General features: G+C 70.6%; 15 protein-coding genes and 2 pseudogenes. 11 read left to right on the top strand and 6 right to left on the bottom strand.

Translation table 11 applies throughout. From position 1 onward, the window contains the following. Positions 1-269: 269 nt before the first annotated feature. The 3 genes from ACZ7C5_RS36510 (at position 270) to ACZ7C5_RS36500 (ending at position 2,431) form a co-directional block, all read left to right on the top strand. Positions 270-914 (top strand): AfsR/SARP family transcriptional regulator, encoded by a 645-nt coding sequence (locus ACZ7C5_RS36510; RefSeq protein ID WP_401086853.1) that lies wholly within the window; start codon positions 270-272, stop codon positions 912-914. A 180-nt stretch (positions 915-1,094) separates the two neighbouring features. Then, positions 1,095-1,655 carry a multicopper oxidase domain-containing protein gene (locus tag ACZ7C5_RS36505; protein ID WP_401086851.1) on the top strand — a complete coding sequence of 187 codons (561 nt, stop codon included), beginning with the start codon at positions 1,095-1,097 and terminating at the stop codon, positions 1,653-1,655. Positions 1,656-1,840: 185 nt separating this feature from the next. Further along, positions 1,841-2,431: an anthrone oxygenase family protein gene (locus tag ACZ7C5_RS36500; RefSeq protein WP_470324339.1), complete on the top strand. Its 591-nt coding sequence runs from the start codon at positions 1,841-1,843 to the stop codon at positions 2,429-2,431. A gap of 70 nt (positions 2,432-2,501) precedes the next feature. Here ACZ7C5_RS36500 and ACZ7C5_RS36495 read toward each other — a convergent pair whose 3' ends face one another. Further along, a complete protein-coding gene (locus ACZ7C5_RS36495; RefSeq protein ID WP_401086847.1) occupies positions 2,502-2,999 on the bottom strand; it encodes an anthrone oxygenase family protein in 498 nt (165 codons plus the stop codon). Positions 3,000-3,196: 197 nt separating this feature from the next. Here ACZ7C5_RS36495 and ACZ7C5_RS36490 point away from each other — a divergent pair, with 197 nt between their 5' ends. The 4 genes from ACZ7C5_RS36490 (at position 3,197) to ACZ7C5_RS36475 (ending at position 8,183) form a co-directional block, all read left to right on the top strand. After that, positions 3,197-4,015, top strand: a complete 819-nt coding sequence (locus ACZ7C5_RS36490; protein WP_401086846.1) for an NAD(P)H-binding protein — start codon at positions 3,197-3,199, stop codon at positions 4,013-4,015. Between the two features lies 1 nt (position 4,016). Further along, on the top strand, positions 4,017-4,511 hold the full coding sequence (locus tag ACZ7C5_RS36485) for an anthrone oxygenase family protein (RefSeq protein WP_470324338.1): 495 nt from the start codon (positions 4,017-4,019) through the stop codon (positions 4,509-4,511). Between the two features lie 108 nt (positions 4,512-4,619). After that, positions 4,620-5,621: an AraC family transcriptional regulator gene (locus ACZ7C5_RS36480; RefSeq protein WP_470324337.1), complete on the top strand. Its 1,002-nt coding sequence runs from the start codon at positions 4,620-4,622 to the stop codon at positions 5,619-5,621. A gap of 1,164 nt (positions 5,622-6,785) precedes the next feature. Beyond that, positions 6,786-8,183, top strand: a complete 1,398-nt coding sequence (locus ACZ7C5_RS36475) for an AAA family ATPase (RefSeq protein ID WP_470324336.1) — start codon at positions 6,786-6,788, stop codon at positions 8,181-8,183. A gap of 941 nt (positions 8,184-9,124) precedes the next feature. Here the strand turns inward: ACZ7C5_RS36475 and ACZ7C5_RS36470 are convergent. From ACZ7C5_RS36470 to ACZ7C5_RS36450, 5 genes and pseudogenes are all read right to left on the bottom strand, one after another. After that, positions 9,125-9,421 (bottom strand): hypothetical protein, encoded by a 297-nt coding sequence (locus ACZ7C5_RS36470; protein ID WP_470324335.1) that lies wholly within the window; start codon positions 9,419-9,421, stop codon positions 9,125-9,127. 83 nt (positions 9,422-9,504) lie between these two features. Continuing rightward, entirely contained in the window at positions 9,505-10,953 is a 1,449-nt protein-coding gene (locus ACZ7C5_RS36465; protein WP_470324334.1) for an amidase, read from the bottom strand. 450 nt (positions 10,954-11,403) lie between these two features. Then, positions 11,404-11,787, bottom strand: a complete 384-nt coding sequence (locus ACZ7C5_RS36460) for a helix-turn-helix domain-containing protein (protein ID WP_470324333.1) — start codon at positions 11,785-11,787, stop codon at positions 11,404-11,406. A 67-nt stretch (positions 11,788-11,854) separates the two neighbouring features. Continuing rightward, positions 11,855-12,265: pseudogene (locus ACZ7C5_RS36455) on the bottom strand (AraC-like ligand-binding domain-containing protein); the annotation flags it as partial. 113 nt (positions 12,266-12,378) lie between these two features. Continuing rightward, on the bottom strand, positions 12,379-12,954 hold the full coding sequence (locus ACZ7C5_RS36450; protein ID WP_470324332.1) for a helix-turn-helix domain-containing protein: 576 nt from the start codon (positions 12,952-12,954) through the stop codon (positions 12,379-12,381). Here ACZ7C5_RS36450 and ACZ7C5_RS36445 point away from each other — a divergent pair. The 4 genes and pseudogenes from ACZ7C5_RS36445 (at position 12,908) to ACZ7C5_RS36430 (ending at position 16,262) form a co-directional block, all read left to right on the top strand. After that, positions 12,908-14,798, top strand: a pseudogene (locus ACZ7C5_RS36445) (amidohydrolase). The gene ACZ7C5_RS36450 and the pseudogene ACZ7C5_RS36445 sit on opposite strands and share 47 nt — an antisense overlap. 84 nt (positions 14,799-14,882) lie before the next feature. Beyond that, on the top strand, positions 14,883-15,602 hold the full coding sequence (locus tag ACZ7C5_RS36440; protein ID WP_470324331.1) for a YoaK family protein: 720 nt from the start codon (positions 14,883-14,885) through the stop codon (positions 15,600-15,602). A 196-nt stretch (positions 15,603-15,798) separates the two neighbouring features. Beyond that, positions 15,799-15,945 carry a hypothetical protein gene (locus ACZ7C5_RS36435; RefSeq protein ID WP_470324330.1) on the top strand — a complete coding sequence of 49 codons (147 nt, stop codon included), beginning with the start codon at positions 15,799-15,801 and terminating at the stop codon, positions 15,943-15,945. Between the two features lie 158 nt (positions 15,946-16,103). Beyond that, on the top strand, positions 16,104-16,262 hold the full coding sequence (locus ACZ7C5_RS36430; protein WP_401087267.1) for a hypothetical protein: 159 nt from the start codon (positions 16,104-16,106) through the stop codon (positions 16,260-16,262). Positions 16,263-16,266: the final 4 nt, after the last annotated feature.

The raw sequence follows: 16,266 nt of genomic DNA, 5'->3' as shown, positions 1-16,266 counted from the left end.
GGGAAGCTATAGTGATGATCAGGCTCATCGGTCTCGTCATGGTCGAGTCAGATGGGGGACCGCCTCAGCACCTTTCGAGCGCCCAGGCACAGGTGGCGTTCGCACGGCTGCTTGTTGAGCGTCATAACGGAACGGACCGCTACCAATTAGCGGAAACAATATGGCCCGACGGTCTTCCGGACACCTGGGCGTCGGCATTGCGGAGTGTCGTGAGCCGTGTGCGCACATTTGTCACGACTTCGCAAGACCAGCCCGGGGTCACTCCGCTGGTGTCGCAGGGCGGCCGTTACGTCCTGCGGATGCCGCAGGACGCGGTCGTGGACGTGGAGTGCGCGGAAGCCGCGGTGACCGAAGCCGCCGATGCGTTCGCGAACGGTGCGTACGCGGTGGCCCAGCAGCTCGCGGCCGGCGCGGTGACGAACCTGCGCGGTTCGTTCCTTCCCTCGCGCGAGGGCGAGTGGGTCAACACGATGCGTGAACAGCTCGAAGAACTCCGCCTCAGGGCGCTGGAGATCGCGAGCCTGTCCTCGTCCAACCTCGGCATCGAGCACCACGCGCTGCGCTACGCGGAGGAGGCGGTCCGCCGCGCCCCGTTCCGGGAGAGCGCTTACCGCTGCCGGATGACGGCTCACACCCGGGCAGGCAACCGCGCCGAGGCGATCAGGAGCTACCAGCAGCTGCGCGAGGTGCTGGCGGAGGAACTGGGCATCAGCCCGGCGCCCGAGACGGAGGCGGCGTACCTGGAACTGCTGCGGGCCCAGGAACCCCGGCGCGCCCCGCGCCTCTTCACCGCCCTGGAGCCGGTCCTGACGGCGGTCGCCGAAGGCAACCACAGCGCGTCCGCCCACCGCCGGGGCTCCCTGGCCGAGCACAGCCGCGCCACGCACCGCGTACCGGACTCCCCCGGCGCCTGATCCGTCCACACGACGGCTGCCGCCGCTGGCCCGCAGCGGCGGCAGCCGCATGCCCGGCTACCCGCAGCGCCCGGCGCTGTCTCTCGGGTACCCGCGCACACCCCGTCCTTCCGAGGAGGAAGACCATGGTCACGAGACGCCGTGTGCTCGGCGCCATAGCCACGACCGGAGCGGGCCGATGTGGTCATCGACTTCTCCCGCTACCCGGTCGGTACGAAGATCGTCCTGGAGAACACCCTGGGCCCCGGAACGCCGGACCAGGTGGGCAAGGCGCTGCGCATCGACGTCGTGCGGGAGGCCTACGACCCCAGCTTCGTGCCGGATGTGCTGCGCGTGCTGCCGGACATGCCGGAGGCGACGGTCCAGCGGAACATCGTCCTCAGCATGGACGAGGACGGCCGCCCGGAGCCGCGGGGGCTCATCGGCGGCCAGGTGTGGGACGCCCAGCGCATCGACCAGACCATTGCGTACGGCAGCTCGGAGATCTGGACCGTCACGAATGCGAATAAAGTCATCCCGCTCAACTTCCACATGCACCTGGTCCAGTTCCGGGTGTTGGAGCGCAACGGGGTTGCGGCGGGCCCGGCCGAGTCCGGGCTGAAGGACACGGTCCGCCTCTTCCCTGGCGAGACGGTGAAGCTGCATGCCACCTTCGACACCTATAAAGGGACTTATGTCTACCATGGCCACCTCCTGGACCATTCGGCGATGGGAATGATGGGCAACTTCAGAATCCGCTAAGGTCGGTCGAGGATCGACGGGAAGGAGCTCAGCATTCCTGCCAAGCAGCTGATTTGTGAAGTGGTTAGCTCGGTTCCGATTAGTGCCTCCGGTGTTTCGTACGGCCCGATACCGTGGAATGACACGATGGGATGCCTGCACCGAGGGCAAGCAATTTCTCCCACCATCCCAGATGAGGACGTGCCATGAACCGCAATCCGGCCGGTAGCCACCAGCAGTACCCCGGCGGCGGCCCGGGTCCGTACACGGCCCTGTCCGGGTCGGCGACCGCCGGGAGCAGCAAGGTGGCGACCGCCCTCCTCCTGGTCTCGACGATCTTCATAGGCTTGATGGCGGGTCTCTTCTTGGCCTTCGACGTCTCCGTGATGCCGGGTCTGGCGGCGGGCGACCAGCACACGTACGTCACCGCGATGCAGGCCTTCAACAAGGCGATCGACGGCAACGGGCTCTTCGGCATGGTGTTCGTGCTCGCGCTGCTGACGTCCGCGGCCTCGGCGGTCATCGAGTTCCGCAAGGGGCGCCGCGGTGTGGCGGTCTGGGTGGGGGCGGCGGCCGTGGCCTACCTCATCGTCCTGATGATCACCTTCTCCGTGAACATCCCGCTGAACAACGAGCTGGCCGACGCAGGCGACGCGGCCAAGATGACGGACTTCTCGATCGTCGACAAGTTCAAGGGCACCTGGGTCTCCACCAACATCATGCGCACCCTGCTGTGCACCGTTGCCCTGACGGCCCTCTCCCGCGCCCTCGTCCTCTACGGACGTGCCACCCGCTGAAGCCGCTGAACCCCGTGGTACGCAGGAAGTCCCCCGGCCGCCGGGGGACTTCCTGCGTACCACCGGGCGCTCAGCGCATGCTGCCGTGTAGGTACGAGGCCCAGGCCAGGAAACCGACCGAGGCCGTGCACAGCACGGTGCGCCAGACGTTGGCGCGCACCCAGGGACCCTCGAAGGCGCGGCGAACGGCGGCCGGTTCGCTGATGGCCGCGACCGGACCGGCCTTCTCAAGGGCGTTGTTCAGGGGGATGTTCACCTTGTTCGTGATGCCCATCGAGACGGTGTAGCAGACCAGGGCCGCGATCAGTGCAGGCAGCACGTCGCGGCCGTCGGACGGGACGTGCAGGGCCAGGGCCAGGGCGGTGAAGACGAACGCGCCGAGGTAGCCGAGGATGAACCACCCGTTGAGGATGGCCGCGTTGACGCGCTGCATGACCTCGATGACCGTACGGTCGTCGGTGCGTTTCAGACCTGGCATCACGGAGATGGAGAAGCCGTAGAACAGGCCGCTGACCAGGCCCATCGTGACAGTGGCGGCTATGAGTGAGGCCAGGCGCGCGGTTTCCATCGTGTCCCCCTGCTCGTACGTCCTCGGAGGTCCCCGGCCACAGGACCTTCGGGAACAGATCGTGGAATCGTCAAGTCGCCGCGATCATACGGGCGCAGGTGGCCCGGGCCTCCCGTTTCCGGCTCCTTGGACGCACGCGCATGAACCTGAGCTTCGTGGACATGGCGACTCTCGCGGGACTGGACTTGACTGCATTCATGACTCAGAACACGCGGATCACCCTCGTCATCGGCGGTCACGGCAAGACCGGTCGACGTGTCGCCCAGAAGCTCTCCGCCCAGGGCCGTCAGGTCCGGATCGGTTCCCGCACCGGCGAGCCCGCCGTCGACTGGAACGACTCCGCCACCTGGGGGCCTGCGCTGGAGGGCGTCGACCGGGCGTACGTGACCTACCACCCCGACCTTGCCTTCCCGGGGGCCGCGGAGCAGGTCGGCGAGTTTTCCAGGACGGCCGTGGCGAACGGCGTGCGCCGCCTGGTGCTGCTGTCGGGGCGCGGCGAGGAAGCCGCACAGGTCAGCGAGAACAACCTGAAGGCCTCCGGTGCCGACTGGACCATCGTGCGCTCCAGCTGGTTCAACCAGAACTTCTCCGAGAGCTTCTTCCTGGATCCTGTACTGGCCGGCGAGCTCGCCCTGCCGACCGGGGACGCCGTGGAGGCCTTCGTCGACGCCGACGACATCGCCGACGTCGTGGTGGCCGCGCTGACCGACGACAAGCACATCGGGAAGACCTACGAGCTGTCCGGCCCGCGCTTGATCAGCTACAGCGACGCGGTCGCCGAGATCTCGAAGGCCACCGGGCGCGAGATCACGTACATCCCGGTCACGAGTGAGGCGTACCGCGCGGTGCTGCGCGAGAACAACCTCCCTGAGGAGTGGGCCGACCTGTTCACCATGGTCCTGGACGGACGCAACGCGCATCTGGTGCACGGTGTGGAGGAGGCCCTGGGCCGCAAGCCCAAGGACTTCGCGGACTTCGCCCGCGACGCGGCGGCCACCGGAGTCTGGAACGTCTGACGTGACCGGTACGACGAAGGAGTCCGTGACCCTGGTGGCGGCGACGGTGGGCACCGGCCTGATGGCCGGCCTCTACTTCGCGTTCGACATTTCGGTCATGCCGGGTCTGCGTCGCGGCGACGACCAGACCTACGTGACCGCCATGCGCAATATCAACGAGGGGATCGACAACGGCCTGTTCGGCCTGTTCTTCCTGGGCACCTTCCTGGCGACCGGGCTGGCAGCCTCGCAGCAGCAGCGCGGCGGCCGCCCGAACGCGGCGCGCTGGGGCTGGCTGGCCTTCGCACTGTACGGCCTGTCGATGGCCGTGACCGCGATGGTGAACGTCCCCCTCAACAACCAGCTCGCGCGGGTCGGGGCCGACGCCTCGGCGGCCCGCTCCCGCTTCGGCAGCCGCTGGAGCTCCGGCAACCTCGTCCGTACGGTGGCCTGTACGGCGGCCCTGGCCGCGCTGGGCCGCGTACTGACGCTGCACGGCCGGGCGGCAGCGGCATAGCCCCTGCCGCACAACCTGTTCCACCTCCCTCCCGGAACTGCGCCCGCTCTCTCGAAATCCCCCGAAAGAGAGCGGGCGCTTCCCCGTGCTGTTTGGAAGGATGTACGGATGGATTCGCTGACCGGCCTCCTCGAAGCTCCCAAGGCCCGGGGCGCCTTCCTTCTCAAGTCCGTCTTCAACCCGCCCTGGTCACTGCGCGTCGAGGACCGGGCCCCGCTGTCCATCGTGACGATGGTGCACGGCGACGCGTGGCTGATACCCGACCACGGCACACCGATCCTGATCCGCCCGGGCGACATGGCCGTCTTGCGGGGCCCCGAGCCGTACACCGTCGCGGACGCCCTGGACACGCCGGTCCAGATCACCGTCGGCCCGCAGCAGCGGTGCAGCACGTACGAGGGCGAGGACGTCACCGAGCGGATGGCGCTCGGTGTACGCACCTGGGGCGACGGCTTCCAGGACGCCGGATCGGCGGTGATGCTGAGCGGCACCTACCAGACGCCGAGTGAGATCGGCCGCCGGCTGCTGACCGCGCTGCCGGCCATCCTGGTCCGCCCGGCGGAGGCCGCCGACGACACCCTGGTGCCCTTGCTGACCTCGGAGATCTCCAAGAACGAACCGGGCCAGGAGATCGTCCTGGACCGGCTTCTGGACCTGCTGCTGGTTGGCGTCCTGCGCACCTGGCTCGCGGCACCCGACAGCGGGTCCCCGTCCTGGTACCGCGCCCAGAGCGACCCGGTGGTCGGTCTGGCCCTGCGGCTGCTCCACGAGAACCCCGCCCACGGCTGGACCGTCGGGGAACTCGCCGTCAAGACCGGCGTCTCGCGGGCCTCCATGGCCCGCCGCTTCACCGACATCGTGGGCGAGCCGCCGATGGCCTACCTGACCGGCTGGCGCCTGGCCGTCGCGGCCGACCTGCTGCGCGATCGCGACGCCACGATCGCGACGGTGGCCCGCCGGGTGGGCTACAGCTCGTCCTTCGCCCTCTCGACGGCCTTCAAACGCGTCCGCGGCATCAGCCCCCAGGAATTCCGCACGGGCACCACCTCCGCCACCCCGGCCCAGACCCCCCAGCCGCCACGCGCGGTCGTCCTGTCCACGCCCTCGTGATCCTGCCTGCCGTCGACTTTCGACGTCTTCGCAGGCCGGGGTGCGGGCCGCTCAGGCGGGTGATGTGGCTGCACGGCCTGCCCGGGTCAGACCCGGGCAGCCGACCGTGGCGTAGCTGAGGACGAGCGCGGGAGGGCGGGTGGTGTCGGCGAGGGGTAGAAACGTCCCCCGCGGATGAGTAGGGACCGCATCCGGGCGGCGCGTACGACCGAGTCCTCGTCGAGTTCGGTGGGCAGTTCGATGTATGCCTGCAGCCCGCCGTCGCCGCCGAGCAGTTGGGCCCCCGGAAGGTGAAGTGATGTCTGTTGCCGGCCCACCGCGCGGCGCTCGTGGAACTCGGCGCGCAGTGTGCGCTGATGGCGGTCGAGGGCTCCGGTGTCGATGAAGTGTGCGAAGGCGAGCTGTTCAGACCCTGGCCTGTGCCCGGCCGGGCGCAGGCATGCTGACGGCGGAACAGGCATACCTGACCGCCGTGGATCAGGAGCGCACAGACCCTCACGGGACACGCCCGGTGTCCGCACCGCCAGGTCATCGCCGAGGCGGCCGAGGCGCAGTGGCCTGCAGGGGGCGACGGCCACCGGTCCTCCAGACCACGCTGCGGGGAGGTGTGCAGCAGGACCCTGTGGGTTCGCGCGGGCGACACGAAGGGACACGGTCACGACCTGCACGTAGCGATCGCCGGCCCCTCCGACGAGGTCGACGCTCAGGCTCCTCGTTGGCGACAGGTCCTGGAGGACGCTTACACCGCCTTTCGGGCCGACCCTCCTCCCACCCGCGGTTGGACGGCGATCGTAGGCCCGGTGCCCGAGCAGGCGGCATTTGCCCAGCGGCGTGCTCTGATCTGGCCCCAGCTGTTGCGGGAACCGGTGAAGGTCGGGTCGACGATCGTCGTCTCGTGCTCCACATGGGTCACACAAGTCACCCCGCACCCCTTTGACCGCTCCCAACCCTTTCCCGTGGGCTTCTATCCGCTGCATGTGCGTGGCTCGGTCTCCGCGTACTACGCGCCTGGTGGCGTCGAGGCCGCCTGTCACTCCCTGGACCGGCTGTGCCAACTGCTGAACCTGGCCACCGGTCTGTGCTATACCCACTGGGCACTCCGGTGCTCCTCGAAGGCGAGGGCGCCGATGCATTCGCAATCGACTGGTGTGAGCGGATGGGCGGATGGGCCACCTGTTCAGGGAACACCTGCGGATGTACGCCGAGACCGACGCGGCGGCCGTGGCCGGCCCGACGGAGATGAGGGGTGCCGACGACGCGTTCGTCTGGCTGGCACTGCGAGGGGCGAAGCAGTACAACCACTGCTACGCCTGGCCCTACCAGTACGAGCAGATGGGCTGGAGCACGACCTCCAACCTCTCGGTACGAGCGGACGTGTTCTCCGACGTGGGCGGGTTCGACGAGGACCCGCTCACCGTGGTGGGAGGCGAGGACGTCGACCTCGGGGTCCGGATCAGCAAGACGGGCGAACACATCCTCAGCAACCCCGAGGCCCTCGTCCTTCACGCGCGCAGCCCCGACAGCACCGTCCGGTCGGTGGCTGCCAGGGTCTTCGTATGCGGGGCGGCCGACGGCTGGCTCTGTGACCGACACCCGGACACGACGGTGTACTACGCCAATCCGTTCGCGATCACCGTAGGTGCGGCCGCGGTAGGGGCCGCATTCCGCCATCGGTGGCCCGGGGTGGCCCGCGCGGTCGGGCCCGTCACGCTGGGATTCCTCATGGTTCGTGAGGTCGCGAGCCGTCACCAGAAGGGGTCCGGCGTCCGCGGGGTGATCGAGGACGTGGCCTGCTCCTTCGTCGACCTGTGCTTCGACGCGGGCGAGGTCTATGCGGCGGTGCGCCGTCGCAGCCCGGTGAATCTGATCCGGCGATTCGACTACACGCAGCCCCGATGGTTCCGCCGGCGGGCGGCCCGAGCGGGCGATACGCCAAGCAGGCGGCAGGAGATGATGGGCAGTATCCATCGGGGGCCGCGGAAGGAGTCGATCGTGGCTGAGGAAGTGCGGCAGTCACCCGTCCTGCTGCTCACCGGTCCGGCGGCCGCAGGAAAGACCACCCTGGCGGACCGCTGGGCCCGGCAGCAGAGTGAGCCGACGATCCACATCTCCCTTGACGATGCGAGGGACTGGGTGAAGTCCGGGTACGCGAGTCCCGAGGACGGCTGGAACCAGGCGACGGAGAGCCAGCTCGGGCTGGCCCGTCGCAGCATCGCGCTGACCGTGCGAACCTACGCGGCTGCGGGCTATTCCGCGGTGGTCGACGACGTGGTCTTCCCGAACTGGCCTGCGGTGGGGCTGGAACGGTGGACGGAGGAACTCGGGGACCTGCCTGTGTGCCTGGTCGTTCTCCTGCCCGCCTTCGAGGTGCTGGAGTCCCGCAACGCCACGCGGTCCGGCCGTCGGCGGCTTTCCTCGAAGACGCTGGACATCGTCTACCGCGACATGGCGGCCTGGCGGGAGTCCGACGTGCCCGTCCTCGACACCACCGAACTGGACGTTGACCAGGCGGCCCTGAGGCTGAATGACATCTGGGCGGCCTTCCGCTCGGAGCAGGGCTAAACGCTCCCGGTGTGGCCCGCACCGCACCGCGCCGCCGACGGTGCGGGCCACCCGCGCCGTAGGCCGATCGAACCCTCGCCGACGGCCTCGAACGCGGCCGAACGGCATCGCCGAGGACCGCGGGAGGCCGGTCTGTGGGAGCAGATTTGGCCTGGGAACGCCGCCTGCCGTCCGCTGGCGCCAGATCGACGCAGTACGTCCACGACCCGTGCCCCGCCTCCTCCAACAACCGCACGCACCACGCACCCAACTGCTTCCCGTGCCCGTCCTTGCACCCACACCGCCGGTACATCCTGCCCCGCTGCGCACGCTGTCCCATGAGCTTCCCCTTCTCCCGGACTGCCTGGTGAATCTGGGGCAAGAGTGGCTGCTGTGTCGGGTGTGGCGGCAGAGTGCGTTGGGGGGTGGGCGAAGCACTCAGAACCGGATGGCGAGGACACGCTCAAGACGACACGCCGTCCGGAAGATCACTATCCGTATCCAGTGGGTAGTCGACCCTGATCCGTCCGGACCACCTCGTCTGGCCAGAGGCAAAGCACGACGGGCTGCGGCGGTCGGCAGCAGGGTCCTGCTGAAGGGCCAACAGATTGCTGTTACTCGCGGTGACGAAGGCGGCTCCGGGGACCTGGGGGCCATTTGGGGACCAGCTTGGGGCCGCACCTGGTGAGCACCCATGAGCACCCGTGAGCGCCCGTGGGCGCTCACGGACATCTATGTACGAACTTGAACCCGGCTGAGCATCTACCCGGTTTGGGGTCTGCTGGCTCCCGCTGTCCATGGTGAGCCTCAACTCTCTCTTACTTCACTTGAGTTGGGAAAAAAGGCCGAGGCCTCAAGGCCTCGGCTGTCGACACTAGTTGAACCTCATAACTGGAGGGCAAGGGGTCGCAGCTTCGAATCCTGTCGTCCCGACCAGCGTTTTCGCGGATCGTAATCCGCTTTCACCGAAAGGCGGAGGAGGCATTTTTGATGTTTCGTCGGCTGGTGGTCGCAGTGTGGTCCCGCCGTTTCGTCGACGAGGTATTTCGGTGGATCGGGCGGGTCCTGTGCGTGGGGCGGGTGATCGGCCGGGTCGCGTTTCTTGGGGTGGTGTGGCGGCCGTATCTGGCACCGCTGTCGGCTTGGTTGAGGGCGTGGTCGATGGCGTCGGTGGCGCGGTCGGACAGGGCGACCCGGTTCCGGCTGGAGCGGGTCTTGGGGGTGGTGAAGACGAACAGGTTGTTGTCGATGGCGGCCAAGGTCCAGCGGATGTACGCGGAGTGCTTGTCGAGGCCCGGGCCGCCCGCCGCTACGCCGCAGGCGGACGGCCCGGCGGCGGCTCTCAGAATCCCGGCGGACGGCGGAAGCCGCCGATCACCTCCGCGAGGCACCGCACGAACCGGACCGCGGTGCGGTCGTGCAGGTAGGGCGCGATCACCTGGATGCCGACCGGAAGTCCGTCCCGGGTCGCTCCGACGGGCGCCACCGCCGCGGGCAGGTGGTTGACCGCCGACGGTGCCATCCACGTGAGCATCTCGCGGTACGGCCGGTCGGCGCCGTCGACCCGCAGTGTCCGGACCGACCACCCGGGATCGGGGCGCTGGTCGTGGGGGAAGGCGGCCGTGGGGCTCACCGGGCAGAGGAGCACGTCGACGTCGCGGAAGAACTCGGCCCAGCGGCGGCGGGAGTGTTGCCGGCGTTCGTCGAGCGCGTGCCAGTCACGGAAGCTGATCGTCAGGTCCGACGCGAACCCGCCGGCGGCCCCTTCCGCCGTGGCGAGCTCCACGAGCCCGGCATACGACTCGTCCGGCTCGACCAGCCCGCTCTGCGCCATCAGCAGCGGCTGGTAGAGCGCCATCGTCTCTTCGAGCCCGACCGGCCCGCTGCCCTCGACCACGACGGCGCCCTCGGCCCGGACCGCCTCCAGCGTGGCCCGCATGATCGCGGCCAGTTCGCTGTCGACGGGGCAGAACGGGTCGTCGACCCAGGCCGCGACCCGGAAGTCCCGCAGGGTGATCGACCTGGCGGCGGGCAGCTCCAGGCGCCATCCCGGGGCGCGGTCGTGGTCCGCTCCGGCGAGGACGTCGAGGCCCAGGTCGAGGTCGTCGGCGTGCCTGCCGAGCGGGCCGAGTACCGCCATGTCGAAGTCCGCCAGCGTCCCCGGAGCGTGTCCCGAGACGCTCCCGTACCTCGGCACGATCCCGAACGACGGGCGCAGCCCGTACACGCCGCAGAAGTGGGCGGGCACCCGGATCGATCCCGCCGTGTCGCCGCCGAGCTCCAGGCCGGTCAGCCCCGCGGCGATCGCCGCGGCGGACCCGCCGGACGAACCGCCGGGGCCGCGGGTCGGGTCCCACGGATTGTTCGTGGTCCCGTAGACCTCGTTGTAGGTCTGCCAGTCCCGGGCGTCGGCCGGCAGGTTGGACTTGCCGAAGACGACCGCTCCCGCGTTCCTGAGCCGGGCGACCGACTCGGCGTCGCTCGTCGAGACGTGCTGTCCCCAGCGGGGCGAACCCCCGGTGGTCCGCATGCCCGCGACCTCGAGACTGTCCTTGATCGTCACGGGGACGCCGTGCAGGCGGCCGAGCGGCTCGCCACGGGAGACCGCGCGGTCGGCCGCCAGTGCCGCGGTCCTCGCGCCCTCCTCGTCCCGGGCGACGATGGCGTTCACCTTCGGATCGAGCCGCTCCACCCGGGCGAGGTAGTGGTCGAGCAACTCGGTGCTCGACATCTCCTTCGCCGCGATGGCGGCGGCGAGTTGGCCTGCGGAGCGAAATGCCGGATCGGTCATGCGATCTCCAGAAAGGCTGGACCCGCGGCGGTCACATCGCTGCGGCCGACGCACAATCCCAGTTCAGGGCGGGTCCCAAGCCGACCTTAGCGGACGTGGAGGACCATGTCGGGGTGTGGCCTTGCTCACTCCTCGCGAGCGGAGCCGGCCGGGCGGCCGGCTGGCCGGCAACACCTGCCGCTACGAAGACGTTTCCGCCGCGCCCGGCGGCCCTGTCCGGACCCCGGCACGCGACGCCCCGCCCTGGATCCGGTCCTGCCTGCGCGCGCACCACCAGCGGCAGGCCCACCGCGACATCCGCGAACTCGTCCGCGTCGGCCGGCTCACCGTCAAGGGCGAGGCCCAGGGCCGCTGTTGCACCGCCGGCCCGGACCTTCCCGAGGAGATCACGCGCGGAGTCCGCGAACCCCGGCCGCCGCGCGACCCGTACGCGTGGTCGCGCGACGCCACTCACGCGGACTTGCCGCCGACCTGCCAATCCCTCGGGGACATACCGTAGGTGGCGCGGAAGGCGCGGCTGAAGTGGCTGGAGTTGGCGAAGCCCCAGCGCCGGGCGATCCCCGCCACCCCGACCTCCCCGGCCATCGGCCGCAGGAGGTCCCGGCCGCAGCGCTCCAGCCGCTGCGTCCGGATCCACCCGCCGACCGTGACGCCCTCGAGCTGGAAGAGCTTGTGGAGGAAGCGGACCGACATGAAGTTCGCCTCGGCGATCGTGGACGGTGAGAGGTCCGGATCGCGGAGATTCCGCAGGATGTGGTCCTTGACCCGCTCCAACGAGGCGGCGGCCCGTGACTCCTGCGGCCGAGCACGTCCGCCCCGGTCGTCGACGAGCATCGCGAGCAGGTCGAGCGCGGTGGCCGCGGCGCCCGAGGACCTCGTCCAGCCCTTCCGCCTCGTGCGCCATCCGTGAGAGATAGGTCGCCACCAGCGCGGCGCTGCCCTCGGTGCCGCTGAACGTCGTCGCGGTGAGCGCCCGCAGGTCCTTCTCCCGGACGTCCAGTTCCGCGCGGGGGAAGAGGAACGACGTGAAGGCGAACCCCTCCTCGATCTTCTTCCGGAAGGCCCGGGACGTGTCGGTGACGGAGAACTCGCCGGGCCGGACGACCGTCTCCCTCCCGTCCTGTTCCTTGAGCGCGGTGCCGCGCTCCTGGAGGCTGAGGATGAGTGTGGACGAATCGCTGTCGGCGATCATGCGCCTGCTGCGCGTCACCATCTGCGGTCCCGCCTGGACCCTCGATATCCGCACGGAACCCAGCCGGTGGCCGACGATCCTCCCGGGCGTCGGCACCTCCTCCAGGAGGTTCACGGCCATCGGCACGAAGGCGTGGGACACCGCTTCGTGCCAGCACTCCGCCCGGCCGGAGGCGGACAACGACGCGGTGGAGAGAGATGCGGACACCGGGTTCCTCTCGGGTCGATGGGCCATCAGGACACCGGGCCGCGGGTGTCCTGCCCGTCGGACGGCTCGGTGCCGCCGCGGGTGTCGCGCCACCGGCTCGGCGAGATGCCGTACCAGGCGCGGAAGATCCGGCTGAAGTGGGCCGCGTCGGTGAAGCCCCACCGCTGGGCCACGCCGGAGACCGTGCTGTCGCCGCCGTCCCGGCGGGTGAGCTCCTGGGCGGTCGCCTGGAGCCGGCGGCGCTGGATCAGGCGGCTGACGGTGACGCCCTCCCCTTCGAAGAGCTTGTGGAGGGAGCGCACGGAGATGCCGTGCGCGGCCGCGATCGCCTTCGGACCGAGCTCCGGGTCCCGGAGGTGCCGGTCCATGTAGGAGCGGATCTCCCAGATCCGGGTGTAGCGGGAGTCCTCCGCGGTCGGCGCGTCACGGGCGGCCTGCTCGGTGACGAGGGTGGCCACCAGGTCGGTGAAGTTGCAGGCCAGCCGGCCGGCGACGAGCCCGGGGCAGTCCCCGGCCGTCTCGGCGAGGGTCAGCAGGGACTGCGCGACCAGGGCCGTGACCGGCCCGCCGGCGTCGGCCACGGTGGCCGTCGCCCACTCCAAGCCCGCCGACCTGGTCGTCCGCAACGCCAAGGTGTTCACCAACGACCCGCGTCGCCCCCAGGCCACGGCGGTGGCCATCCGGGACGGACTGATCCAGGCGGTCGGTGACGACGCGGACGTCGTGCCGCTGGTCGGCCCCGGCACCCGGGTGGTCGACGCGCTCGGCCGCCGGGCCGTCCCCGGACTCAACGACGCGCACCTGCACGTCATCCGCGGCGGCCTCAACTACGTGATGGAGCCGCGCTGGGACGGCGTCCCGACGCTGCGCGAGGCCCTGGCCATGCTCAAGCTCCAGGCCGAGCGCACCCCACCCGGCCAGTGGGTGCGGGTGGTCGGCGGCTGGTCGGCCGACCAGTTCGCCGAGCGGCGCCTGCCCACCCTGGCCGAGCTCAACGCCGCGGCGCCCGACACCCCCGTCTTCGCGCTGCACCTCTACCAGTCGGCCCTGCTCAACAAGGCCGCGCTGCGCGCCGCGGGCTTCACCCGGGACACCCCCCGACCCGGCCGGCGGCCAGATCGTCCGCGGCCACGACGGCGAACCGACCGGCCTGCTGATCGCCGCCCCCGGCGCCCTGCTGCTCTACTCCACCCTGGCCAAGGCGCCGATGCTGGACGAGGCCGACCGCATCGGCTCCACCCGGCACTTCCTGCGCGAGCTGAACCGCTTCGGCCTCACCTCCGCGATCGACGCCGCCGGGGGCTTCCAGAGCTTCCCCGAGAACTACGGCACCGTCATGGAACTCGCCCGCCGAGGCGAGCTGAGCCTGCGCATCGCCTACCACCTCTTCCCGCAGACCGCCGGGCAGGAGCTGGACGACCTCACCCGCTGGGTCGACACCGTGCGCCCGGGAGAGGGCGACGAGTGGCTGCGCCTCAACGGCGCCGGGGAGAACCTCACCTGGGCCGCCGCCGACTTCGAGAACTTCACCGAGCCGAGGCCGCAACTCGGCGCCTACGAGACGGAGTTCGAGAAGGCCGTCCGCCTGCTCATGGAGAACGGCTGGGGCTTCCGGCTGCACGCCACCTACGACGAGACCATCCGCCGCGACCTCGCCGTCTTCGAGAAGCTCGCCGCCGAAGGCCTCTTCCCGCAGGGCAACCGCTGGCTCTTCGACCATGCCGAGACCGTCAGCCCGGACAGCCTCGACCGCATCGCCGCGCTGGGCGGCGCCGTCTCCGTCCAGAACCGCCTCTCCTTCCAGGGCGAGGCCTTCGTCTCCCGCTACGGCGCCCCGGCCGCCGCCGAGGCGCCGCCGCTGCGCGCGATGCTGGACCGGGGCCTCACCGTCGCGGCGGGCACCGACGCCACCCGGGTCTTCTCCTACAACCCCTGGGTCGCCCTGCACTGGCTGGTCTCCGGCCGGGCCGTCAGCGGACGGCGCCTCGCCGCCGAGCACAACCGGCTCAGCCGCGAGCAGGCCCTGGAGCTCTACACCCTCGGCGGCGCCCGCCTCACCGGCGAGGAGGAGGTCAAGGGGCGTCTGACGGTGGGCAGTTACGCGGACCTCGCGCTGCTCAGCGCCGACTACTTCGCCGTACCCGAGGCCGACATCCCGCACATCGAGGCGGTCCTCACGGTCGTCGGCGGACGCATAGTCCACGCCGCCCAGGAGCACGAGGGCCTGGCGCCCGAGCTGCCCGAGGTGTCGCCGTCCTGGAGCCCGGTAGCCCGCTTCGGCGGCTACCACGCCACCCCGGCCCCCGGCCCGGCCGTCGGCGTCCGCCAGGCCGAGGGCGTGCTGGAGGCCGTGGCGGCCTCCGGCGAGCAGCACGCCTGGCGCGCGGCGCGCGGCCTCGCCCTGCCCGGGCGGCCGCAGGTGCCGCTGGACCCCCGCTTCTTCTGACGGATCGTCAAGTTCTTTGAGGGGGCGCCGCCGGACCGCGGCGGTGCCCCCATCCGCTTTCCCCCTGCCGACCGAGGAAGCGTCGTGACCACGCCCGCAGCCGAATCCCGCACCGCACCCCCACCGCCGGTGCCAGGACCGAAGATCCACGACCGCCACCCGCTCGCACTGGCCCTGTTCGGCCTCACCCTGGTCAGCGGTCTGATCGACGCCGTCAGCTACCTCGGCCTCGGCCACGTCTTCACCGCGAACATGACCGGCAACGTCGTCGTCATCGCCTTCGCCCTCGCCGGAGCACCCGGCTTCTCCGTCACCGGATCACTGACCTCCCTCGTCGCCTTCCTCCTCGGCGCGCTCCTGGCCGGCCGGCCCGCCACTCGACACGCCGGAACCCGGCGCCCCGCACAGCTGCGCACGGTCTTCGTCCTGGAGGCCGCGCTGTACGGCGCGGCGGCCGTCGTCGTCTTCGCCTGGAGCGCGGACGGGCCCGCACAGTACGCCGTGATCGCCCTGCTCGCCCTGGCGATGGGCATCCGCAACGGCACCGTCCGCGGCCTCGGCGTCCCGGACCTCACCACCACCGTGCTCACCCTGACCCTGACCCTGACCCTGACCGGCCTGGCCGCCGACTCCCGTCTCGCCGGCGGCACCGCCCCCCGTCAGCGCAGGAGGATCCTCTCCGTCGCCACCATGCTCGCCGGTGCCGCCCCGGGCGCCGTCCTCGTGCTGCACGGGCAGACCGCCTGGGCCCTGGTCGCCAGCGCCGCCCTGGCCGGCGGCACCCTCCTGCTCTACCGCGAGTGACCGGCGTTCCGTCACCGCCTGCCGCAGTCGGTCCGTCGCAACCTCGGGTCGAAGTTCCGGTGGTTCCGGGCGGCTTGGGAAGGCACCCCGTTCAGCCGGGCCTCGTCGCATTCGCGACGGTCCGGCCCGCGTTCCTCGCGCCACTGTGACCCCCGCGGACTCGCGTGGTCACCGGGACTTCGAATCGCCCTGGCCGATGTCCGGGGCGCAGTTCGAGGCCCTGGCCGCGAAGGTGTCCGGCAAGGACCTCAAGGGCTTCTTCGACGCCTGGGCCCACGGCACGGTGATCCCCCCGAAGGAGTACCTCTACCCCGGCACCCTGGCTCCGCCGGCCGGTGGCTGACGAGCGGTTCCGAAGTGCGGTGTGGGGCAGGCCTCCGGGCCCGGGGCGGGACCGGGCGGTGCGACCGTGGGCGACCAGGTCGTGAGCCGACTGCGGTCTACCGCTCGGTTCTGCGGCGGTTCGCGGCCGTGGGCGACGAGCCGTTACCGTACGTGGCGTTGTGGGTCCAGGCCCGGCCCGGCAGGACCGCGAGCCGGCCCACCTCCACGGCCGGCCTGGCCCTCACCGAACAGCCGTTCCGCTTCGACTTCGCGGGCCCCGGCCTGGCGCGGCTCCCGGAAGCCCTCGCATCGACGGCCCGCCGGGCCGACCACTGAAGGA

It is taken from the genome of Kitasatospora sp. NPDC036993, from assembly GCF_055607525.1.
The sequence above is the reverse complement of the archived record's forward strand: the minus strand, read 5'-3'. Positions and strand labels throughout refer to the sequence as shown.